The organism is Nesterenkonia sp. YGD6 (genome assembly GCF_022565895.1).
GTDB lineage: Bacteria > Actinomycetota > Actinomycetes > Actinomycetales > Micrococcaceae > Nesterenkonia.
This window is the reverse complement of sequence record NZ_JAJOYY010000001.1, coordinates 765,712-785,714: the sequence shown is the minus strand read 5'-3', so window position 1 is coordinate 785,714 and position 20,003 is coordinate 765,712. Positions and strand designations below refer to the sequence as shown.

At 68.0% G+C, this 20,003-nt stretch carries 19 protein-coding genes and 2 riboswitches; of the genes, 8 read left to right on the top strand and 11 right to left on the bottom strand.

Features of this window, described 5'->3' with window-relative positions; all coding sequences use genetic code 11:
• Window positions 1–828 (top strand): IS481 family transposase (locus tag LTI14_RS03535; protein ID WP_241475815.1); only part of this gene is annotated, 828 nt, incomplete at its 5' end.
• Window positions 829–834: 6 nt separating this feature from the next.
• On the opposite strand, the gene LTI14_RS03530 is transcribed toward LTI14_RS03535, so the two are convergent.
• The 3 genes from LTI14_RS03530 to LTI14_RS03520 all read right to left on the bottom strand — a co-directional run bounded on the left by LTI14_RS03530 (window position 835) and on the right by LTI14_RS03520 (window position 3,858).
• Window positions 835–1,671, bottom strand: coding sequence for an ABC transporter permease (locus tag LTI14_RS03530; RefSeq protein WP_241475814.1), 837 nt, complete (start codon window positions 1,669–1,671; stop codon window positions 835–837).
• Complete coding sequence (locus LTI14_RS03525) at window positions 1,668–2,747, bottom strand: aliphatic sulfonate ABC transporter substrate-binding protein (protein ID WP_241475813.1); 1,080 nt, start codon at window positions 2,745–2,747, stop codon at window positions 1,668–1,670. The genes LTI14_RS03530 and LTI14_RS03525 overlap by 4 nt, the downstream gene beginning before the upstream one ends.
• A gap of 223 nt (window positions 2,748–2,970) precedes the next feature.
• Entirely contained in the window at window positions 2,971–3,858 is an 888-nt protein-coding gene (locus LTI14_RS03520) for an ABC transporter ATP-binding protein (protein ID WP_241475812.1), read from the bottom strand.
• Window positions 3,859–3,867: 9 nt separating this feature from the next.
• A riboswitch (SAM riboswitch) is annotated at window positions 3,868–3,980 on the bottom strand.
• A 121-nt stretch (window positions 3,981–4,101) separates the two neighbouring features.
• A riboswitch (SAM riboswitch) is annotated at window positions 4,102–4,201 on the top strand.
• A 7-nt stretch (window positions 4,202–4,208) separates the two neighbouring features.
• Here LTI14_RS03520 and LTI14_RS03515 point away from each other — a divergent pair.
• From LTI14_RS03515 to LTI14_RS03490, 6 genes are all read left to right on the top strand, one after another.
• Window positions 4,209–5,123, top strand: a complete 915-nt coding sequence (locus LTI14_RS03515) for a methionine ABC transporter ATP-binding protein (protein ID WP_241475811.1) — start codon at window positions 4,209–4,211, stop codon at window positions 5,121–5,123.
• Window positions 5,123–5,791 (top strand): methionine ABC transporter permease, encoded by a 669-nt coding sequence (locus LTI14_RS03510; protein ID WP_241463620.1) that lies wholly within the window; start codon window positions 5,123–5,125, stop codon window positions 5,789–5,791. The genes LTI14_RS03515 and LTI14_RS03510 overlap by 1 nt, the downstream gene beginning before the upstream one ends.
• Window positions 5,792–5,998: 207 nt before the next feature.
• Window positions 5,999–6,871, top strand: a complete 873-nt coding sequence (locus tag LTI14_RS03505; protein WP_241463621.1) for a MetQ/NlpA family ABC transporter substrate-binding protein — start codon at window positions 5,999–6,001, stop codon at window positions 6,869–6,871.
• Window positions 6,868–7,770 carry a MetQ/NlpA family ABC transporter substrate-binding protein gene (locus tag LTI14_RS03500; protein ID WP_241475810.1) on the top strand — a complete coding sequence of 301 codons (903 nt, stop codon included), beginning with the start codon at window positions 6,868–6,870 and terminating at the stop codon, window positions 7,768–7,770. The genes LTI14_RS03505 and LTI14_RS03500 overlap by 4 nt, the downstream gene beginning before the upstream one ends.
• On the top strand, window positions 7,767–8,987 hold the full coding sequence (locus LTI14_RS03495; protein ID WP_241475809.1) for an acyl-CoA dehydrogenase family protein: 1,221 nt from the start codon (window positions 7,767–7,769) through the stop codon (window positions 8,985–8,987). The genes LTI14_RS03500 and LTI14_RS03495 overlap by 4 nt, the downstream gene beginning before the upstream one ends.
• Window positions 8,984–10,399, top strand: a complete 1,416-nt coding sequence (locus LTI14_RS03490) for an LLM class flavin-dependent oxidoreductase (RefSeq protein WP_241475808.1) — start codon at window positions 8,984–8,986, stop codon at window positions 10,397–10,399. Before LTI14_RS03495 ends, LTI14_RS03490 begins: the two co-directional genes overlap by 4 nt.
• Here the strand turns inward: LTI14_RS03490 and LTI14_RS03485 are convergent.
• From LTI14_RS03485 to LTI14_RS03455, 7 genes are all read right to left on the bottom strand, one after another.
• Window positions 10,333–11,298, bottom strand: coding sequence for a hypothetical protein (locus LTI14_RS03485; protein WP_241475807.1), 966 nt, complete (start codon window positions 11,296–11,298; stop codon window positions 10,333–10,335). The two genes, LTI14_RS03490 and LTI14_RS03485, sit on opposite strands and share 67 nt — an antisense overlap.
• Window positions 11,299–11,385: 87 nt before the next feature.
• Window positions 11,386–11,844 (bottom strand): hypothetical protein, encoded by a 459-nt coding sequence (locus tag LTI14_RS03480; RefSeq protein WP_241475806.1) that lies wholly within the window; start codon window positions 11,842–11,844, stop codon window positions 11,386–11,388.
• Between the two features lie 200 nt (window positions 11,845–12,044).
• On the bottom strand, window positions 12,045–12,467 hold the full coding sequence (gene panD, locus LTI14_RS03475; RefSeq protein WP_241475805.1) for an aspartate 1-decarboxylase: 423 nt from the start codon (window positions 12,465–12,467) through the stop codon (window positions 12,045–12,047).
• Window positions 12,468–12,513: 46 nt separating this feature from the next.
• Entirely contained in the window at window positions 12,514–15,081 is a 2,568-nt protein-coding gene (locus LTI14_RS03470; protein ID WP_241475804.1) for an HAD-IC family P-type ATPase, read from the bottom strand.
• A gap of 23 nt (window positions 15,082–15,104) precedes the next feature.
• Window positions 15,105–16,178, bottom strand: a complete 1,074-nt coding sequence (locus LTI14_RS03465; protein ID WP_241475803.1) for a hypothetical protein — start codon at window positions 16,176–16,178, stop codon at window positions 15,105–15,107.
• A 104-nt stretch (window positions 16,179–16,282) separates the two neighbouring features.
• Window positions 16,283–17,245 (bottom strand): AEC family transporter, encoded by a 963-nt coding sequence (locus tag LTI14_RS03460; RefSeq protein ID WP_241475802.1) that lies wholly within the window; start codon window positions 17,243–17,245, stop codon window positions 16,283–16,285.
• Between the two features lie 90 nt (window positions 17,246–17,335).
• The gene (locus LTI14_RS03455; protein ID WP_241463631.1) at window positions 17,336–17,803 is read right to left on the bottom strand and encodes an SseB family protein; all 468 of its coding nucleotides are present in this window, start codon (window positions 17,801–17,803) and stop codon (window positions 17,336–17,338) included.
• Between the two features lie 89 nt (window positions 17,804–17,892).
• Between LTI14_RS03455 and dcd the strand changes: the two genes are divergently transcribed.
• Window positions 17,893–18,471 carry a dCTP deaminase gene (gene dcd, locus LTI14_RS03450; RefSeq protein ID WP_241463632.1) on the top strand — a complete coding sequence of 193 codons (579 nt, stop codon included), beginning with the start codon at window positions 17,893–17,895 and terminating at the stop codon, window positions 18,469–18,471.
• A gap of 45 nt (window positions 18,472–18,516) precedes the next feature.
• On the opposite strand, the gene LTI14_RS03445 is transcribed toward dcd, so the two are convergent.
• On the bottom strand, window positions 18,517–19,890 hold the full coding sequence (locus LTI14_RS03445) for an MFS transporter (protein ID WP_241463633.1): 1,374 nt from the start codon (window positions 19,888–19,890) through the stop codon (window positions 18,517–18,519).
• Window positions 19,891–20,003: the final 113 nt, after the last annotated feature.

Sequence of the window (20,003 nt, the reverse complement as noted above, 5' to 3'; positions counted from 1 at the left end):
GAAGGCCCCGCCGGGCTCATCGATCGGTCCTCCCGACCACGCAGAAGCCCCGGCGCCACCACCCCTGCGAAGGTCGCCCAGGTGCTCGAAGCCCGCGAACACCACCGTGAAGGACCCGCAGACCTCAGCGTGCGCACCGGAGTTCCGGCCCGCACGATCTCACGGATCATCGCCCGCGCCGGGTGGCCCCGGCTCTGGGAACTGGACCCGATCACCGGAGACCGGATCCGTGCTGGCCGCGCCACCGAGCACCGCTACGAACACTCAGCCCCCGGGGATCTGATCCATGTGGATGTGAAGAAGATCGGCCGGATCCCGGCCGGTGGAGGCTGGAGGGCACAATCAGGCCAGACCCGCGAAGTCCACAACACCGGGCGTCAGCAAGTGGGCTTCGACTACGTCCACGTGGCCGTTGATGATCACTCCCGGCTCGCCTACGCCGAGGCGCTGCGTGATGAGACCGGGCAGACCTGCGCGGAGTTCCTGGCCCGAGCGGCGGTCTTCATGGCCGCCCATGGGGCCCCGGTGAAGCGTGTGATGACTGATAACGCGCTGGCCTACACCCGGTCCCGAGCATTCCAATCGGTGCTGGGCCGGCTCGGAGCCAAGCACCTGCGGACCAAACCTCGACATCCGTGGCAGAACGGGAAGGCCGAACGGTTCAACAGAACCTTGCAGGAGGGGTGGGCCTATCGGTGCCGCTACACCTCAACGGCTGATCGGACGGCAGCTCTTAGACCGTGGTTAGACTTCTACAACCACCGGCGCCGACACAGCGCCCTTGGAGGCCATCCGCCCATCACTCGCTGTCAACAGCCTCGTGGCTGAGTACAGCTAGGCCCAGGTCTTGAGCGCCTTGCGCTCGAGCACCCCGAGCAGGGTGTCGGTGAGCTTGCCCAGCAGCGCCAGCAGCACGATCGCCAGCAGCAGCCGATCGGTGCGACCGTTGTTCTGCGACTCGGTGAGCAGGAAGCCCAGTCCCTCGGCGGCCGCGAGCAGCTCTGCGGCGACCAGGAAGAGCCAGGCCTGCGCCAGGCCGAGCCGGAGTCCGGAGAAGACGCTGGGCACCACGGCGGGCAGCTGGACGGTGCCCAGCAGCCGGAGGCCGTGGAACCCGAAGGCGCGGCCGGCTTCGACCAGCTGCGCGTCCACATGCCGCAGCGCGGAGTGGATCGCGGTGAACACCGGGAAGAACGCGCCGATGGCGATCAGGATGACCTTGGAGTCCTCGCCGATCCCCACCCAGAGCAGCAGCAGCGGCACCCAGGCCAGCGACGGCACGGCGCGGAAGGCTCCCACCGTGGGGTTCAGCAGCTTGTCCGCGAGTCCGGACAGCCCGAGCAGCGAACCCAGCGCCAGGCCGAGCCCGGCGCCGATGGCGAAGCCGATCAGCACGCGCTGCAGCGAGATTCCCATGTGTTCGAAGAGGTCGCCGGACTCGAAGAGCCCGATCCCAGCGGTGAGGACCGCCTGCGGGGGAGGCAGCTGGACCGCGGTGAAGGTGCCGGTGACCTCGGTGACCAGCCACCACAGTGTCAGCAGCAGCACAGGGACGACGGCGCCGATCAACAGCCCGCCGCCGGGCAGCCCGCGCCGGGTGCGCCGCTCAGGGGAGTGCGCGGCCCCATCGGCGGGCTGTGCCGCCGTGGAGCTGAGTGCGGTGTCTGTCACTCTTCGACCTCCTCGATGTCAGCCTCGTCTGCGGCGTTCTCGGTGCCCTCGGCGTCGGTGGCCTCGCGGTTCTCGGCGAACTCGGTGTAGAAGAGGGACTCGAGCGCCTCATCCACCGCGTCCTGGCTGTCGACGTCGCCGTTCTCCACGAAGAACGGTCCGGCGGCCTCCATGGCGGCGTAGACGTCATTGCCGGGCACCGGGTCCACCTCGAAGTTGGTGCGCTCGGTGATGACCGCCTCGGCGATCTCCAGCTCGATCCCGGCGTACTCGGCGAGGATCTCCGCCGTTCCCTCGGGGTTCTCGTTGGCCCATTCGCGGGCCTGCTCGTAGACGTTGACCACGATCTGGGCCACATCGGGGTGGTTCTCCACGAAGTCCCCGGTGGCGTTGATGACCGAGTAGGTGTTGAAGTCCACGTTGCGGTAGAGCAGCTCCGCGCCCTCGGCCTCGGCGCCGGCCATGATCGGATCCAGTCCGGCCCAGGCGTCGACGTCGCCGTTCTCCAGCGCCTGGCGGCCGTCGGCGTGCTGCAGCGCCTGGACCTCGACGTCGTCCACGCTCAGCCCGGCCTCCTGCAGCGCGCGCGCCATGAAGAAGTAGGGGTCGGTGGCCAGGGTGGCGGCGATCGAAGCTCCCTCGAGATCCTCCACGGATTCGATGTCGGAGCCTTCCTGGGTGACCAGAGCGGACCACTCGGGCTGGTTCTCGATCATGATCGTGTGGGTGTCGGCGCCGACGGCGCGGTTCAGCAGCGCGGCCGAGCCGGCGGTGGAGCCCACGTGGATGTTGCCCGCGCGCAGGTTCTCGTTCGCGCGGTTCGAGCCCTGGGACTGCACCCACTGCACGTCGACGTCGAGCTCTTCGAGCTCTTCCTCCAGCCAGCCGTTCTCCAGGATGATCAGGCTCAGCGGGTTGTACGTGGCGAAGTCGATGTTCAGCGTCTCCAGCTGCTCGTCCTCGCCGCCATCACCGCCGCAGGCGGTGGCGAGCAGCGCGACGGCGGCGGCTGCGGAGACAGCTTTGACGGAGGTGCGGCGGGAGCGCGGGGAGCGGGAAGCGGAGGTGCTGGGCATGGGGAGGGCCTTTCGATTCTTCAAGGATGGACATCGTGTTCGAGGTTCATGGTCGTGCGTGTCAGGCAGAAGCGGCAGAAGGCTCCTGGCATGTGCGGCATGTGGGGTCAGGCAGGGAATGGGCCCCGGAGGTGGTGATCCGGCAGTGCGGGGACCGCGTCGGCGGAGCCCCGCTGGTCAGGTCAGGACGAGCGGAGTCGGCCCGATCAGCTGCCGGGACGAGTCAGTGGCTGTGCGAGTCGACGCCGAGGCCGGAGAAGAGCTCCCCGCGCAGAGCGGCAAGCTCCGCGGAGGCGCGATCTCGCGGACGTCGCCCGGGCACGCTCAGCAGTCGGGCGATCGTGGCACCTTCGGCGGGATCGGGGTCCGCCGGGTCCTGCCCGAGGAGCAGCACGCGGTCTGCCAGCTGCAGCGCCTCATCCACGTCGTGGGTGACGAGCAGCACCGTGGTGCCGGTCTGCGCATGCAGATCCAGCAGCAGGTCCTGCATCTTCAGCCGGGTGAGCGCGTCCAGGGCGCCGAAGGGCTCGTCGAGCAGCAGCACGCCGGGGCGGCGAGCCAGTGCCCGGGCGAGCGACGCGCGCTGCGCCATGCCTCCGGAGATCTCCCGGGGTCGCAGCGACGCGCGGTCGTGCAGACCGACCAGCTCCAGGAGCTCGTCCACGCGTTCACGCCCCTCGGCCTTGGACAGGCTGCGCGGCAGCCCCAGGCTGACGTTCTTGTGGATCGAGCGCCAGGGCAGCAGTCGCGGCTCCTGGAATCCGACCGCGGTGCGCTCGTCGTAGCGCTGCACCGGGGAACCGTTGATCAGGATCTCGCCGGTGCTGCCGGTGTCGAGACCACCGACGGCGCGCAGCAGCGTGGACTTGCCGCAGCCGGAGGAACCCAGGATCGCGAGCACCTCACCGGGAGCGATCTGCAGGCTGACGTCGCGCAGCACGGTGCGCGATCCGAAGGCGCGGCCGACGCCGGAGAGCTGGACATCGAGTGACGTGTACTGCTGCCGGCTGTCGGGCTTGGCGGCAGCCACGGAGGTGGCGTCTGAGGGCTCGGCAGGGCCGGCAGCGGTTGTTGCGGTGTAGTCGGTCAGGGTGGAGGCAGGCGAAATCATCAGAGGATACTCCCATCGATCCTGGCGGTAGCACCCGGCGAAAAGACACCCTTGCAAAGGTGCCCCTCCCTGGGTTGCTGCGGCGTCGACGAGCCAGATCTCTCGGCCGCTCGGGATGGTACGCGGATCAGACTACGCCCAGGCGGGGAATCCGATCAATGTCGCGTTCAGCAAATGAGACAAAACGCAACACATATCGCGACTTGACTTTCTGCCCACGCTCACCATTACAGTGAAGGCACTCAACCATCCAGAGCGACCGAGAGATCTGGCTCGAAGACGTCGCAGCAACCCGGAGGGCTTCACGGCCTCCGCCGGGTGCTAACGCCAGGACCGATGGAGTATGCCCCTTGATTTCCCTGTCCCATGTCTCGACGACCTTTGCCGCCCGCGGCCACGAGCCGCTGACCGCGGTCGATGACGTCAGCCTCGAGGTGCCGCGCGGCAGCATCCAAGGCATCATCGGGTTCTCCGGCGCCGGCAAGTCCACGCTGCTGCGCAACATCAATCTGCTCGAGCGCCCCACCTCGGGCCAGGTCAGCGTCGCCGGCACCGAGCTGACCGGCTTGGACGATGCGGCGCTGCGCCGGGCCCGGCACCAGATCGGCATGATCTTCCAGGGATTCAACCTGGTCAACAACCTCAGCGTCGCCCAGAACGTCGAGCTGTCGCTGAAGTTCGCCGGGGTCATGGACCGCCGTGAACGTCTGCGGCGGGCGGCCGAGGCGCTGGAGATCGTGGACATCACCGACAAGGCCTCCGTGTATCCGGCTCAGCTCTCGGGTGGTCAGAAGCAGCGCGTGGCGATCGCTCGGGCACTGGCGACCAAGCCTGAGGTGCTGCTCTGCGATGAGCCGACCTCTGCGCTGGACCCCTTCACCACTGCCACCGTGCTGCAGTACCTCGCGGATGTGAACCGTGAATTCGGCATCACCGTGGTGATCGTGACCCACGAGATGGAAGTCATCAAGGCTCTCGCCGACAACGTCGCGGTGATGGAGGATGGGCGGGTCGTCGAGGAGTTCCCGGCGAGCGAGCTCCGCCGAGAAGGGTTCAATCCGCGGACCTCGATCGGAAAGTACCTGCTCAGCGATGGGATACGGCTGGACCGCAGCGGCCCGGCCGCGCATGGGTCGGAGTCCGGCGAGCAGAAGTCGGGTCAGTCCACGCGACGCTCCCCGCAGCACGCGGAGTCTCAGGATCAGGGTCAGACGCGCCGGTCAGAGCACGCCGCCCTGGCCGGCTCGGCAGGGGGTGTGCGCTGATGGACCTCGTCATCGAGCGGCTTCCCGAGATCAACCAGGCCATGCTGGAGACCTTCGCGATGATCGGGGTCGCCATCCCGGTGGCGGTCCTGCTGGGCACCCCGCTGGGGATCTGGCTCTTCGTCCACGCCCCCGACGGACTGGCGCCGCGGCCACGGTCTCATGCGATCGTCTCCGGGGTGGTGAACATGATCCGGTCCTTCCCGTTCCTGATCCTGCTCATCGCCATCATCCCGTTCACCCGGTTCGTGGTCGGCACCTCGGTGGGCACCGCCGCGGTGATTGTCCCGCTGACGATCAACGCCATCCCCTACTTCGCCCGCCTGGTGGAGCAGAACATCACCCAGCTGGGCTCCGGTGCGGTGGAGGCGTCCCGGGCGATGGGCGCCACGCGCGGGCAGATCATCCGCAACGTGCTGCTCGTCGACGCCAAGCCCGGACTGATCGGCTCCATCACCATCACCACGGTCAGCTTCATCTCCTATTCGGCGATGTCAGGGCTGGTCGGCGGCGGGGGCATCGGTGACCTGGCGATCCGCTACGGCTACTACCGCTATGAGACCCCCACCATGATCGCCGCCATCGTACTGATGGTGCTGCTGGTGACTCTGGTGCAGTTCGCCGGCACCCGGCTCGCCCGGGCCTCGGACCGGCGCGTCACCGCCTGACCGCGATCACCGCATGACCGAGATCCTCGCCTGACCGAGATCACCGTCTGAGCAGGATCTTCGCCTGACCCGCGCATCCGCGGAACGGCAACACCACCCCGCATCACCTCGCTCCGCTGCCAGGGCTGGCGTCCGACGCCGCGCCCTGGTCATTCCCGCACACCCTCTGGGCGCATGTCGCCCAGCCAGAGAAAGCAGCCCAAACCCATGAACGCTCTACGCCCCGCGATCCTCACCGGCGCAGTCCTCTCCGCCGCAGCCCTGAGCCTGACCGGCTGCGGGCTGGTGGAGGATGATTCCACCATCAGCATCGTGGTCACCGAATCCGCGCCCTTCCAAGAGCCCGCCGAGATCGCCGCCGAGCTGCTCGCGGAGCAGGGCTACGAGCTGGACATCACCTATATGACCGATATCGTCCAGCCCAACCAGGTGGTCAACCAGGGCGAGTTCGAGGGCAACTACTTCCAGCACCTGGCCTATCTGAACAACTTCAACCAGTCCAACGACACGCAGGTCGAGCCGCTGTTCTCGGTGTACTACGCCCCCGCCGGGCTGTTCTCACTGGAATACGACTCCCTCGAGGAGCTGCCCGACGGGGCCGAGATCAACCTGCCGGTGGATCCCTCGAACAACGGCCGGGCGCTGCAGCTGCTCGCCGATGAGGGCCTGATCGAGATCGACGAGTCCGTCTCGATCATCGAACTGACCCAGAACGACATCACGGAGAACCCCCGGGACTTCAAGTTCGTGGAGACCGACCAGCAGTCAGCTGCGCAGGTGCTGCCCGACGTCGACGCCGGCTTCGCCTTCGTCCGGCTGATCGCCGAGGCCGACCTGGACCTCGAGGAGACCACGCTCAGCATCGAGGACGGACGCGAAGAGGTGCGCACCCCGTTCACCTGCGTGGTCGCCGTCGGACCGGACGGGGTCACCGATGAACAGGCCCAGGCGCTTCAGGACGCCTTCCAGTCCGAAGAGGTCGAACAGTGGTTCGAGGAGTACCAGGGCGGGGTCATCGACTTCGAGGACTTCATCACTATCGACAACGCCGAAGAGATCTGGGCGGACTTCAGCGCATGAGCACATCCAGCGCCCCCACGCTCTCCCGGCGTCGAGTATTGAGCGGTTCACTGGGCATGGCCGCTCTGCTCGGCGTCGGGAGCCTCACCTCGGGATGCGGCCTCGCCGGCGGGGCCGGCGCCGACCGCAGCCTGCGCCTGGTGGTCACCGAGAACGCCCCCTTCCAGGAGCCGACCCGCATCGCCCAGCGCATCCTGGAGGCCGATGGCTGGGAGTTCAACGCCACCTACGTCACCGACATCATCCAACCCAACCACGCGGTGAGCAACGGCGAATACGACGTCAACTTCTTCCAGAACATCAGCTATCTGCGCCAGTTCAACGCGGACAACGACCTCGACATCGAGCCGATCTTCTTCATGTTCGAGCAGCCCTCGGGGATCTACTCCGCGCAGCACGACTCGCTGGAGGAGCTCCCGGACGGCGCCCAGATCGCGCTGCCGGTGGACACCGCGAACAACGGGCGCGGGATCCGGCTGCTCGCCCGCGGAGGTCTGATCGAGATCGATGAGTCCAAGCCTGTCGCCGCGCTGAGCGTCCGGGACATCACCGCCAACCCCAAGGACCTGCAGTTCATCGAGGTGGACCAGCAGTCGGTGGGGCAGATCTACGCGGATGTCGACGCCGTCTTCGGCTTCGCCCGGCTGCTGGCCGAGATCGATGTGCTCCCCGACGAGGTGCTGATCATGGAATCGGCCGAGGAGGCGCTGCCCTTCGCGCTCGCGGTCTGCGCGCGCCCGGGCTTCCGCGAGGAACAGCCCGAGCGCTTCGAGGCGCTCAAGTCCGCCTACCACTCCGCGGAGGTGCGTGAGTGGTACGGCGAGTACCTCGACGGTCTGCTCAACCCCGCCTTCGACCGAGACATCGACGCCGCATGGAAACAGGTGAACGACGCATGAGCCGCACCATCCCTGAAGAGCTCCTGACCCGCATCCGAGAAGGCGCCGTACAGCGTGAGCTGGAGCGGATCCTGCCCTTCGAGCAGGTCGGCTGGCTCGACGACGTCGGCTTCGGCGCGCTGCGCGTGCCGACCGAGTTCGGCGGCGAGGAGCTCAGCATCGAGGGGCTCATCGCCGAGGTGATCGCGCTCGCCGAGGCAGATTCCAACATCGCCCACCTCTACCGCGGGCATTTCGGGTTCGTCGAGTCGCTGCGCTTCCAACCTGCGCCGGTGCGCGAGCTCTGGTACGCCCGGGTGCTGAAGGGCGGCACGGTGGGCAATGCCTCCACGGAGAAGGGCGGCAACGCGCTGGGCAGCCTGAGCACCCGATTGGACCGCGACGAGCATGGCGCGGCGCTGCTCACGGGGGAGAAGTGCTACTCCACCGGCACGATCTTCTCGACCTACACCCGCGTCTCAGCTTCTCAGGCCCAGGAAGGGGAGGGGCGACGCTTCGCTGTGGTGCCCACAGACGCCGCCGGGGTGACCCTGCTCGATGATTGGGACGGCTTCGGGCAGAAGCTCACCGGCACCGGCACCACGCGGCTGGACTCCGTGGCGGTGGAGGACCTCGCGGTGCTCGGACGCAGCCCGGGCGATCACGAGTCCGTCCATGAGGCGGCGTTCTTCCAGCTCTACCTGCTCGCCGTCCAAGCAGGAATCGCGAAGGCGGCCCTGGCAGATGCCACGTCCACCCTGGCCCGGCGCACCCGCACCTTCAACACCTCCACCGCCGGACAGGCCTTCAGCCAGGATCCGCTGATCCAGCAGGTGGTCGGGAAGATGTCCTCGAAGGCCTTCGTGGCCGAGGCCGCCGTGCTGCAGGCGGCCCGCACCCTGGACCGGGCACTGGCAGCGGGCCTGCAGGCCGGCACCGGCGGCCCCGAGTTTCATGGCGAACCACCGGTTCAGATCCATGATGCGGAGATCGCCGTGGAGAAGGCCCAGATCAGTGTGCCGGAGCTGGTCCTGGCGGTGACCTCGGAGCTGTTCCAGACCGTGGGCGCCTCCGCCACGCTGCGCACCAAGGCGCTGGACCGGCATTGGCGCAATGCGCAGACCATCGCCACCCACAACCCGGTCGTCTTTCGCGCCCGCTCACTGGGCGACCATGAGATCAACGGCACCCTGCCCCAGGGGCTCAACGCGATCGGCGAGGCCAAGGAGAAACCATGACCATCCATTTCAACGCCTTCGACATGCTGGTCCCGGTGCATCAGTCGCCGGGCCTGTGGCGCCACCCAGAGTCGCGGATCGCAGAGTTCGACATGCTCGAGTACTGGACCGAGCTGGCCCGCACCGTGGAGCGGGCAGGCTTCTCATCCTTGTTCCTGGCTGACATCCCCGGGGTCTATGACGTCTACGGCGGCACCGCCGAGGCAGCTGCCCGCGGTGGAGTGCAGTTCCCGCTGCTGGACCCGCAGGTCATCGTGCCGGCGCTCGCCGCGGCCACCACACACCTGGGATTCGGGCTGACCGCCTCGGTGACCTATGAGGCTCCGTACGCCCTTGCTCGGCGCTTCGCCACCCTGGATCACCTCACTCGGGGCAGGATCGCGTGGAACATCGTCACCAGCTATCAGGACTCCGCGGCGCGCAATCTCGGACTTGCCACACAGATCCCGCATGACGAGCGCTACGACCGCGCAGACGAGTACCTCGAAGTGATGTACAAGCTCTTCGAGCACTCCTTCGAAGACGGCGCGGTCCTCGCGGACAAGTCCACCGGGGTCTTCGTGGATCCGGAGAAGGTCCACCCGATCGACCACCAGGGGGAGTGGTTCACCGTGCCCGGGGAGATGCTCACCCACCCAGGACCGCAGCGCACCCCGCTGCTCTTCCAGGCGGGGTCCTCCGCGCGGGGACAGAAGTTCGCGGTGGACCATGGCGAGGCGATCTTCGTGGTCAGCTCGTCCCCGCAGCGGCTGGCTGTTCAGGTCTCCGGGACCCGCAGTGCACTGTTGGAGGCCGGGCGTGATCCCGAATCCGTCCGGTTCTTCGCCATGGCCACGATCATCGTGGCCGAGACCGAGGAGCTGGCACAGGCGCGGCTCGCCGAATACCGCGAGTATGTGGACACCGCCTCGGCACTGACGCTCTTCGGCGGGTGGACCGGGGTGGATCTCTCGGATCTGCGCGAGGACGACGTCGTCGCCGATGTGCAGACCGAGGCCAATCAGTCGGCGCTGGCGATGTTCACCAAGGACCCGTCCAAGCACTGGACGGTGCGAGGTGTCGCGGAGTTCATCTCCATCGGTGGGCGCGGGCCGCTGATCGTGGGAGACCCGGTGCAGGTCGTCGATGAGCTGGTCCGGTTCAAGGAGCTCTCCGGGGTGGATGGGTTCAACATCTCGGCCGCAGTGCGGCCCGCGGACTTTGAACGCTTCGAGACCTTCGTGACTCCGGAGCTGCGCCGACGAGGTCTGCTGCCCCAGCGCCCCGAGACCCCGGTGACGCTGCGCGAGGCGCTGTTCGAAGATGGGCCGCACCTGCGCGCGGATCATCCCGCGCGCCGGGCTTCTCAGCGTGAGGCGCGCAGCAGGATCTCGTCGGCGATCGCGCCGGCGACGTCTCTCGGCTCTCCGTAGGCGGGCAGGTGGGCGCGGCTGATATCGGCGTCCGGCAGCACCGCCAGGACGACGGCGCCCTCGGCCGACTCGAGGTCCGGAACCTGCAGATCGACCGCGGCCGCGAAGAGTCCCGGCACCGCCATGACCGCCTCCACCGCAAGCTCGTGCAGAGCATCGGGCAGCACCGTGGTCACATCGATGGTCAGCCCGCCCGCCGAGATCTCCAGCGAGTCCTGCAGCTGCACGGGGACACCTCGTGCGGGCACGTCGTCGGGATCAAGGCCCCGGCTGCGCAGCTGGTCCTGCGCAGCGGGGGTCGAGCCGTCGGCAGGGACGGGCACCGCGGTGCCGGCGAGCAGCGCGTGCCGACTGCGCGCCTGGGCATCGGCCTGCATCAGCTGGCTCAATGTTGAGCTGCCGTCGCCGAGGACCGTGGCGGGCAGTCGCAGCAGGGAGGCGCAGACCCGCTCGCCGACGACGAAGGCGCGGATCGCGGAAGGCGCTGGGCGCACGACGGTCGTGCCAGGATCAGCGGCGCCCTGGTCGCCTGCGCGCTGGTCGCCCGAGCCCGGATCAGCGTCAGCCTGATCTGTGTGAGCCTGATCGGCATCGTTCTGCTCCGCTGGCAGCGGCACCTCTTGGAGCTGCAGGTGCCGACGCAGGAGCTGCGGATCCGCAGTGATCCGGCGCGCGTGGGCGCTCACCAGTGTGGTCACCACCGAGTCCATCCCGCCGACGACCACGCCGCCGAAGACGAAGACCTGGCTGTGCTCGCCCACAGGCTTCAGCGTCACCCGCCTGCGCCGCAGGGCTCGGCGCAGAAGCTGGTCATGGCGCGGGGCGTCGGGGTGTTCGTTCAGTGTTCGGGTGCCGAGGGTCTCGACGATCAGTCGGGCGGCGGATGTCTCAGTCGGCATAGGTCTCAGAATATAGGTTGGCCGTGGGACCGCCCCCATTCTCAGAGGCGAGCACCCACGGCCGTCACTGCTTGTCAGTGCCTGAAGTCAGCGTCCATTGCTCCCGGAGGGCTTGGTGGACGAGTCGGTGTTGCTGCTCGAGGACGAGTCGGACGAGCCGGTGCCGCCGGAGGACTCGCGGGCCTTCTCATCCGCCGCGTTGGCCTGCTTCTCGACCTTCTCGGCGGCCTGATCGACCAGCTTCTCGGCGCTGCTGCCGGCCTTCTTCACGGTGTCTTCGGCGCGCGCGGCGGCGTCGATCGCCACGTCGGCCACCGGAGTGGCGGCGTCGTTGGCGTGCTTCTTGACCGAGTCGGCCACGGTGGAGACGTACTGCTTGGCAGTCTCTCCGGCCTTGGTCACGGTCTCCTGGACCTTGGGGTCCTTCCAGGTCTCCGCGGCGTTCTTCTTCACGGCGTTGAGGCTCCGCTCGAATTCTGCCTTGCCGCGCTTGCTGCCGATGATGTAGCCGATGGCTACGCCGGCGCCCAGTGTGAACAGTCGCATGGTCAACTCCGTTCTGACGGTGGATGAGTCTCTCGTGTCTTACGAGTCCCTTTAGAACTTAGTCTGCTTTGCACGCCGATGTCACGGTCATGACCCCTGATGGACCCTGATTCCACCCTGATTCAGCACCCGGCTCCATCCCTGGTTCGCGCCGCAGGGGTCGCCTGTTCGAGCTCAGACCGGAGCCTCGGATCGGCGGCTCAGCCGAGCGTCGCGGTGCGCGGGTCCAGCTGGTCCGTCGCGCCCGGCACCGGCTCGGCCGGGTCGTGGCCGAGCGCCACGATCCGGTTCTCACCGTCCACATGGACCACCTGCGGCTCGTGGGAGGCGAGCTCGAGCGCGTCCAGCATCACGTAGCTGATCAGGATGATCAGGTCCCCTGGATCCACCAGGTGGGCGGCGGCGCCGTTGATCCCGATGACACGCGATCCGCGCGGACCAGCGATGGTGTAGGTCTCCAGGCGTGCACCGTTGGTGATGTCGACCACCTGGACCTTCTCGCCCTCGACGATCCCTGCCGCGTCGAGCAGATCGGCGTCCACGGTGATGGACCCCACGTAGTGCAGGTCCGCGTGGGTCACGGTGGCGCGGTGGATCTTGCCGCCCATGACGGTCCTCAGCATGCTCGGCTCGCTTTCGACGAAGGAAGGGTGCTCATGACGTGGTCCATTATCCAGCGTCCGAGCCGAGCTCGGTATTCCCGGGCGCGGGCCGCCGTGTGGTCAGCGCCGTGACGGCCCGGCTCCCGACCTCGACGAGCCCGCAGCCCAGGATGCTGGAGACGATCGCCGCCACCAGCAGCTCGGTCGAGGGCATCACGAAGAGGTGGTACTGCACAGATATGGGGAGCAGGAGCACCGCGGCGAGGAGCAGGTACATGGTCCCGATCAGGGCCACCCGCGGCCACGTCAGCGGGCGCAGCGCCACATTGAGCACCCAGAGGCCCACCGCGGTCAGGCACAGCGTCGTGGCGGTCTGGATCGCCGCGGAGGGCGCTTCGAGGTAACGGCCGAAGGCGCTGACCGTGACCACTGCGAGCACGATCGCGATCGCCGTCGGGATGGAGAAGAGCATCGAGCGGCGGAGGAACCCCGGTCGGTAGAGCCGTGGATTGGGCATCAGGGCGAGGAAGAACGCCGGGAATCCGATCATGAGGAAGTCCACGGTCGAGAACTGACGGGGAAGGAACGGGAACTCCCAGAAGAGCAGCCCGTAGATCAGCCCGAGCAGGATCGCATAGGCGGTCTTGGACAGGAACAGGTGCGCCACCCGCTCGGTGTTGGCGATGACCTTGCGGCCCTGTTCCAGCACCGAGGGGAGCCGGTCGAAGCGACCGTCGAGCAGCACCATCCGAGAGACCGCCTTGGTGGCCGGTGCGCCGTCGCCCATGGCGATCCCCAGGTCAGCCTTCTTCATGGCCAGGGCGTCGTTGACTCCGTCGCCGGTCATCGCCACGACGTGTCCGGCAGACTTCAGCGCCTCCACCATGGTGCGCTTCTGCTCGGGGGAGACCCGGCCGAACACCGAATGGTGTTCCAACGTCTCGCGCAGCGCCACGGGGTCTTCTGGCAGCGCGGAGGCGTCCACGGCATCGCCTTCGATGACCATGCCCACCTCGCGGGCCACCGCGGCGGCCGTCTTGGGGGAGTCGCCGGAGATCACCTTCAGCGCGATGTTCTGCTCACGGAAATACTGAAGCGTGGCGTGGGCCTCGGGACGGACGTTCTCCTTGAAGGTCAGCAGCGCCACCGGGACCATTCCCTGCGGCAGTCGCTGCCCCCGGCCGAGCGGCCCGGTGTCGCCGTCGATGATCGGGCCGTCCAAGGGCGCGTGGGCGAGCAGCATCGTGCGCAGTCCCCGGCTGGAGAGCTCCTCGGTGCGGTTGAGCAGCTGCTCCGTGCGCACCTGCGGGTCGGTGGAGTCCCCGCGGAGGATCTCCGGGGCGCCCAGCACCCAGTGCCCGGCGAGACCGCCGGCGTCCGCGGCGAAGCTCACGGCGGAGAAGCGCCTGGCCGAGGAGAACTGGACCTGACTGGCCACCCGGTGCCGAGGCAGGGCGGTGTAGGGTGCGCGCAGCGCCGCCGCGGTGGCGTTCGCGCCCTCATCGGCGCCGAAGAAGGCCAGCACCTGCTCCCACTCGGCGGTCCCCTCCAGCGCGGTGGACCCCGGGTCGCGGCGGGCCGGGGCGGGAAGCCCGCGCGGACTCAGCGCGGTGGCCCGGTGGAAGGCGATGGTGCCGTCGGTGAGCGTACCGGTCTTGTCCAGACAGACCACATCCACCCGGGCCAGGATCTCCACGGCCGGCTGCTCCTGGAGCAGCACGTTCTCCCGGGAGAGCTTCACGGCGGCCACGGCGAAGGCGATGGTCGTCATCAGGGCCAGCCCCTGGGGGATCATCGCGGTGACCGAGGACACCGAGGTGACCAGCGCGTCCCGCCACTGGCCCGACTCCCAGGCGGTGTTCCAGCCGCCGAAGGCCTGCATCTGGCCGTTGAGCACCACCGCCACGATGGGCAGCAGCACCATGGAGAGCCAGAAGGCGATCTTCTCCATCGCGCGGCGCAGCTCCGAGTTGATCTTCTGATATCGCTTCGCCTCGGTGGCCAGCCTCACCGCATGGGCCCGTTCCCCCACGGCAGTCACCCGGAATCTTCCGGATCCCGCCACCACGGCGGTCCCGGAGAGGATCCGGTCGTCGCGGCGCTTGGCCACGGCATCGGACTCCCCGGTGAGCATCGATTCGTCCACGTCGAGCCCCTCGGCGCTGAGCACCGCGCCGTCGGCGGGGATCTCGTCGCCGCGGCGCAGCTCGACGACGTCGTCGAGCACGATCTGTTCGCGGTGGATCTGCAGGAGCATCCCGTCCCGCAGCACCCGCACATCGTCCTGGTGCAGCAGCGCGATGGCATCAAGCTTGCGCTTGGCGCTGTACTCCTGGAAGAGCCCGATGAAGACGTTGGCCACCGCTGCGACCGCGAAGAGCAGGTCCAGCCAGCGTCCCAGCAGGATGATGGCCAGTGCACAGAGCCCGATGATGAGATTGAACAGCGTCATCAGGTGGGTGCGCAGAATGTCGGTGATTGAGCGCGAGGTGGTGCGCGGCTGGACGTTCGCCAGTCCCAGCCGGTTTCGCTCCAGCACCTGCACCGAGCTCAGACCAGCGGTTTCGAGCGTCTTGGGGTCCACGGCAGACCTTGTCTCCGCGGTGTCGCGGATCGCAGTCCTCTGGGCAGCCACAGGGCCAGAGTCTACAGTTCGGATCAATCGGAGCCGGAGACCGCGACGATCAGCTCCTCGCCGCTGGCACCGACCTCGATGCTGAGCGCGAAGTCGACCTGGTGGCTCTCTTCAAGGCTCGCCCCATCGTGGAAGTGCCGCGAGTCGAAGGTGACCGTGGCCGACATGTCGGCGCCGGGGGTCTCCCAGCCCTCCTCGGCGAAGTCGAGCGTGAGGCCCTCGGGCTCAGGCATCCGCCAGCTGATGGACTCGGTGACCACCTGGTTGGGGGTGTTGATGCCCATGGGGCATCCGGCGGGCATCAGCACCTGCTGATCGGCACAGCCGTCCAGATAGGCCTCGACCTCTTCCTGGAGCAGGTCCTGGGCGGCCTCGGAGGCCTGGAGCTCCAGCGTGATCTGGTGGGCCTGGCCGTCGTCGTCCCCCTCCCCGGCGTCCTGGACCACCACGTAGCGAGAGGCGCCGACCAGCCATTCGCTGTCCACGGCGATCTCCACCACGGCCGGGACATAGGTCCGCAGCGTCGCGGAGTCGTCTTCGAGGTTCACCGGCTCACCGTTCACGGTGATCTGCGCGATGCCGCCGGCCGCGGCGCCGGGCACATCGATCTGCAGCTGGCTCATCGACGCCGCCGTGAGCTCCCAGTCCGGGAAGAAGGCCAGCGTGTTCTGCTGGGATTCCATGGGCAGCTGGGTCTCGAAGCTCTCACCCTCGATGTCGAACTGCATCATCGCGCGTCCCTGCTGCCCGGGGTCTTCCTCGAACCTGGTGTTCTCGATGCCTGCGGCGCTGCGTGCAAGCGCGTCTCCGTCCAGCAGCAGGCTGTCGATCGGGGCGCCCTCCGCCGCGTCCAGCGCGGCGGGGTCGAAGAATCCCAGCGCCTCGGATCCGCTGCCTCGGGTGATCGAGTCCCAGTACTCCTGCGCGGTGTGACCCGGGGTGTAGATCCTCTCGCTGACCTGCCAGATGGCGACGCCGCCGGCCGCCAGCGCCAGGACCAGCGCCGCCGCCCACGCCACCAGCAGTCCGCGGCGGGAGCGGGTGCGCCCGGGCGCCCCGGGTGGGGGCGGCGGAGGGGAGTGGGGGGCCTGCGACATAGGGTTCAGCGTAGCAATGCCCTGACGCTCCGCCCGTCGCTCGGCTGCCGCCCCGCAGGGGCCGCCCCGGTCGCCGGTTCGGTGATCGGTCGGGTCTGCGCTGATCAGCCCAGCAGCACGGCGACCAGCACCACGGTGGGGATCGCCGCGATGGTGGTCAACAGGACCGTGTCGCGGGCGATGACCTCCCCGGCCTGATAGCGCACGGCAGTGACCAGCACGTTCTGCGCGGTCGGCAGGGCTGCCATGACCACCGCGACGAGCACCTGATGCGCATCGAGTCCGAAGACGAAGGACGCGAGCAGCCAGGCGAGCACCGGGTGCAGGATCAGCTTCAGGCCGGCGGCGAGGAACACGTCACGACGCCGGGCGGAGGCCCTGCTCAGCGGCCGGCTGCCGACCAGGGAGAGGCCGAAGGCCAGCAGCATCAGCGGGATCGAGGCGCCGGCGAGGAGCTCGATCGCCTCCTGCACAGGGGTGGGGAAGCTCAGTCCCTGCCAGGAGAAGAGCAGGCCGAGAGCGGCGCCGATGATCATCGGGTTCACCGCCGACTGCCCAAGGCTGCGCAGCACCGCGATGCGGGGGCGGGGCCGGACCTTCGGCGTCGTGCCCGCGTCGCGGGTCAGCAGGTCCAGTGCGGTGACGTAGATCGGGGTGTAGATCGCCAGCTGGAACATGATGATCGGCGCGGCGAGCGCGACGTCGCCGAGCACATAGGCCGCGATCGGGAAGCCGAGGTTGGCGCCGTTGACCAGCGACCCGCTCATTCCGCCGATCATCAGATCAGACCCGGCGCGGCCCTTGAGCAGCAGGAGTCGACCGAGCAGGATGAACGCGACCAGGGTCATCAGCGCACCGATGGTCGCGATGGCGAACTGCGGCCCGAGCACCTCGCGCAGCGAGGATTCGGAGATGGTGACGAAGAGCAGGCAGGGGGAGGCCACGAAGAACGCGAGGCGGCTCATCACCACGCGCGCATCGGGGCCGAGCACCCCGAACCTGCCGATGCTCCAGCCGACCGCGATGATCAGCCAGATGATGGTGAAGCCGGAGAGGACCGCGCCCACGACACTCCTCCCGGCTCCTGCAGCAGATTCAGCTCAACACTCTAGCCCCGGCGGGGGCGGTGCGAGCGCTGCCGCTCAGCGGAGGTCAGCTCATTGCTGGGCTTCGGCGTCCTCGGCAGGGCTGATGAAGTCGGTGCGGATCCGCTCCACGCCCTCGGCGGAGATCTGGAAGCCATGCTCCTGGCCGGCGTCGATCATGATGCCGGCGCCGGTGATCGACTGCACGATGGCGACCCCGGGGGCCTCCACGGCATGCGGAGCGTGCTCCTTGTAGTCATCGGGAATGTTCCCGCTGGTGCTGAACAGCGCGATCAACGGGTTGCCCTCGTTGTCCTGCAGCGTCAGCGGATTCACCGAACCGGTCTCGTCGTTGACCTCCTCGGGGCTGAGGAAGAAGACGCTGCTGGTCAGGAAGGTCCGGATGATCTCGCCGGCCTGCGCGGTGCCGTCCTTGCCCTCGATCAGGACCTGCTCGAGCGTGGCGGCGGGGCCGACCTGCTCGGCGGCTGCGTCGGTGGCGGGAGTCTGCTCTGGCTGGGTATTGGGAGTCTCGGTCATGTCTCTACGCGATCACGGACTCGCGCAGAATGCAATGCGAACGGGCCCGGCTCGTCTCCGGCAGTGCTGTGCTGAGGTACTTTGGGCGAGTGCTGCTATCTGACCGAGACATCCGAGCCGAGATCGACGCCGAGCGGATCAGGCTGGACCCGCTGGACACCTCGATGATCCAACCCTCAAGCGTGGATGTGCGCCTGGAGCGCATGTTCCGGCTCTTCGACAACCACAAATACGCCCACATCGATCCGGCGGCGGACCAGCCGGATCTGACCCGGCTGGTGGAGGTGGATCCCGAGGAGCCCTTCATCCTGCATCCCGGGGAGTTCGTGCTCGGCGCCACCTATGAGTCGGTCACCCTGCCCGACGACGTCGCGGCCCGGCTGGAGGGCAAGAGCTCACTGGGCCGGCTGGGACTGCTGACCCACTCCACCGCGGGGTTCATCGACCCCGGGTTCTCCGGGCAGGTCACCCTGGAGCTCTCCAACATGGCCACGCTGCCGATCAAGCTGTGGCCCGGGTCGAAGATCGGTCAGCTCTGCTTCTTCCGGCTGAGCTCTCCGGCCGAGCACGGCTACGGCACCGGGGCGCATCAGTCGCGCTATCAGGGCCAGCGCGGACCCACGGCCTCGCGCAGCCACGCGAACTTCCACCGCACGATCATCAGGTAGCCCGAGGCCGGGTCAGCTCGGGGCCACTCCGCCCCGCCTCAGCCCTCAGCTGCGGTTCAGCACCCGATGCTCGCGCATCTTCGCCGGACCGGTGGGGTTGTGCACCAGGGTCAGGGTGAGAAGCCCGATGCTCAGGATCACCACCACGCCGATGATGATCGCCTTGTCGCTGCCGCCCGCGCTCCACAGCAGCAGCGCGATCAGCCCCGGAGTCAGGAAGGACACGCTGCGCCCCGCCGTCGCGTAGAGCCCGAAGAGCTCACCGGCCCGGCTCGGCGGTGCCAGCCGGGCCAGGAACGCCCGGGAAGAGGACTGCGCCGGGCCCACGAACACGCAGAGCATCAGCCCGAAGACCCAGAAGGCGCCCGTCGGGGTGACCACGAAGCCGCCGAAGCTGCGCTCCACGTCGAGGAAGTACAGGATTGCGGCGGTGATGATCAGCGCGGTCACACAGGTGGCGATCACTCGGCGCGGACCGACCCGGTCGTCGAACCAGCCGCCGATGAACGCCCCCAGCGCCGCGGCCACATTGCCGGCGATGCCGAAGAGCAGGATGTCGGAGGTGGTGAACCCGAAGACCGTGACACCGAGGATCGCACCGTAGGTGAACACCGCGGAGAGCCCATCACGATAGATCGCGGAGGAGACCAGGAACCAGAAGGTGTTCCGGTCCTCACGCCAGAGTCCGATGACCAGCCCGACGAGCCTGCGGTAGGACTCCAGGATGCTGACCCGTTCCTGAATGACCTCCTGGTCGGCGGTCTTGAGCGGCGTCAGCAGCAGCGGCAGCGAGAAGATCAGGAACCAGGCGGCAGCCACCAGCGCCACTGCCCGGACGTTGACCATCTCATCCTCTCCCAGTCCGAACAGGTGCGGCGGCTCGCCGGCGACCAGACCGAAGTACACGATGGCGAGGATCACGATCCCGCCGAGGTAGCCCGAGCCCCAGCCGATGCCTGAGACTCGGCCCATCCGTGGCGAGTCAGCGATGTCGGTGATCATGGAGTTGTAGTTGAGGTTCGCGAACTCGTCGAAGAGCGTCATCGTGGCCATGAGGGTCACGCCCAGGACCAGGTAGGCCTGGTCGGGCTTCACGAAGAAGCATGCCGCGACCAGCGCGATGACGATCAGGGTGTTGACGGCGAGCCAGCGTCGTCGTCGGCCGCCGTTGTCCGCCCGCTGCCCGATGACCGGGGCGGTGAGCGCGATGACCAGCCCGGCGATGGTGTTCGCGGTGGTCAGATACTGCGTGCCCTGCCCGCCCGGCCCGACCGCGTCGGCGATGTAGGTGCCGAAGACGAAGGTCACCATCACCGCGCTCACCGTGGCATTGCCCCAGCTCCACAGGCTCCAGACCGCGATCAGCCGCTTCTTCAGCGGAGCGAGGGAGGAGGCCGCGACGGGCTCGATGCTGGTCATTGCGGCATAGTAACCCTGGTTTGTTAACATTGAGAGGATTGCCACCGCAGAACCTGGATCCAGGAACTCGCAGTGAGGCGTGTGAGGCTGATGACTGGAGAGGAGCGGGGTAC

Bases quoted from the DNA above. Each gene is read 5' to 3' on its own strand.
- LTI14_RS03500 (WP_241475810.1), top strand. From the start codon at position 6,868: ATGAGCACATCCAGCGCCCCCACGCTCTCCCGGCGTCGAGTATTGAGC.
- LTI14_RS03455 (WP_241463631.1), bottom strand. From the start codon at position 17,803: ATGACCGAGACTCCCAATACCCAGCCAGAGCAGACTCCCGCCACCGAC.
- LTI14_RS03505 (WP_241463621.1), top strand. From the start codon at position 5,999: ATGAACGCTCTACGCCCCGCGATCCTCACCGGCGCAGTCCTCTCCGCC.
- LTI14_RS03465 (WP_241475803.1), bottom strand. From the start codon at position 16,178: ATGTCGCAGGCCCCCCACTCCCCTCCGCCGCCCCCACCCGGGGCGCCC.
- LTI14_RS03445 (WP_241463633.1), bottom strand. From the start codon at position 19,890: ATGACCAGCATCGAGCCCGTCGCGGCCTCCTCCCTCGCTCCGCTGAAG.
- LTI14_RS03480 (WP_241475806.1), bottom strand. From the start codon at position 11,844: ATGCGACTGTTCACACTGGGCGCCGGCGTAGCCATCGGCTACATCATC.
- panD (WP_241475805.1), bottom strand. From the start codon at position 12,467: ATGCTGAGGACCGTCATGGGCGGCAAGATCCACCGCGCCACCGTGACC.
- LTI14_RS03525 (WP_241475813.1), bottom strand. From the start codon at position 2,747: ATGCCCAGCACCTCCGCTTCCCGCTCCCCGCGCTCCCGCCGCACCTCC.
- LTI14_RS03485 (WP_241475807.1), bottom strand. From the start codon at position 11,298: ATGCCGACTGAGACATCCGCCGCCCGACTGATCGTCGAGACCCTCGGC.
- LTI14_RS03520 (WP_241475812.1), bottom strand. From the start codon at position 3,858: ATGATTTCGCCTGCCTCCACCCTGACCGACTACACCGCAACAACCGCT.
- LTI14_RS03490 (WP_241475808.1), top strand. From the start codon at position 8,984: ATGACCATCCATTTCAACGCCTTCGACATGCTGGTCCCGGTGCATCAG.
- LTI14_RS03510 (WP_241463620.1), top strand. From the start codon at position 5,123: ATGGACCTCGTCATCGAGCGGCTTCCCGAGATCAACCAGGCCATGCTG.
- LTI14_RS03495 (WP_241475809.1), top strand. From the start codon at position 7,767: ATGAGCCGCACCATCCCTGAAGAGCTCCTGACCCGCATCCGAGAAGGC.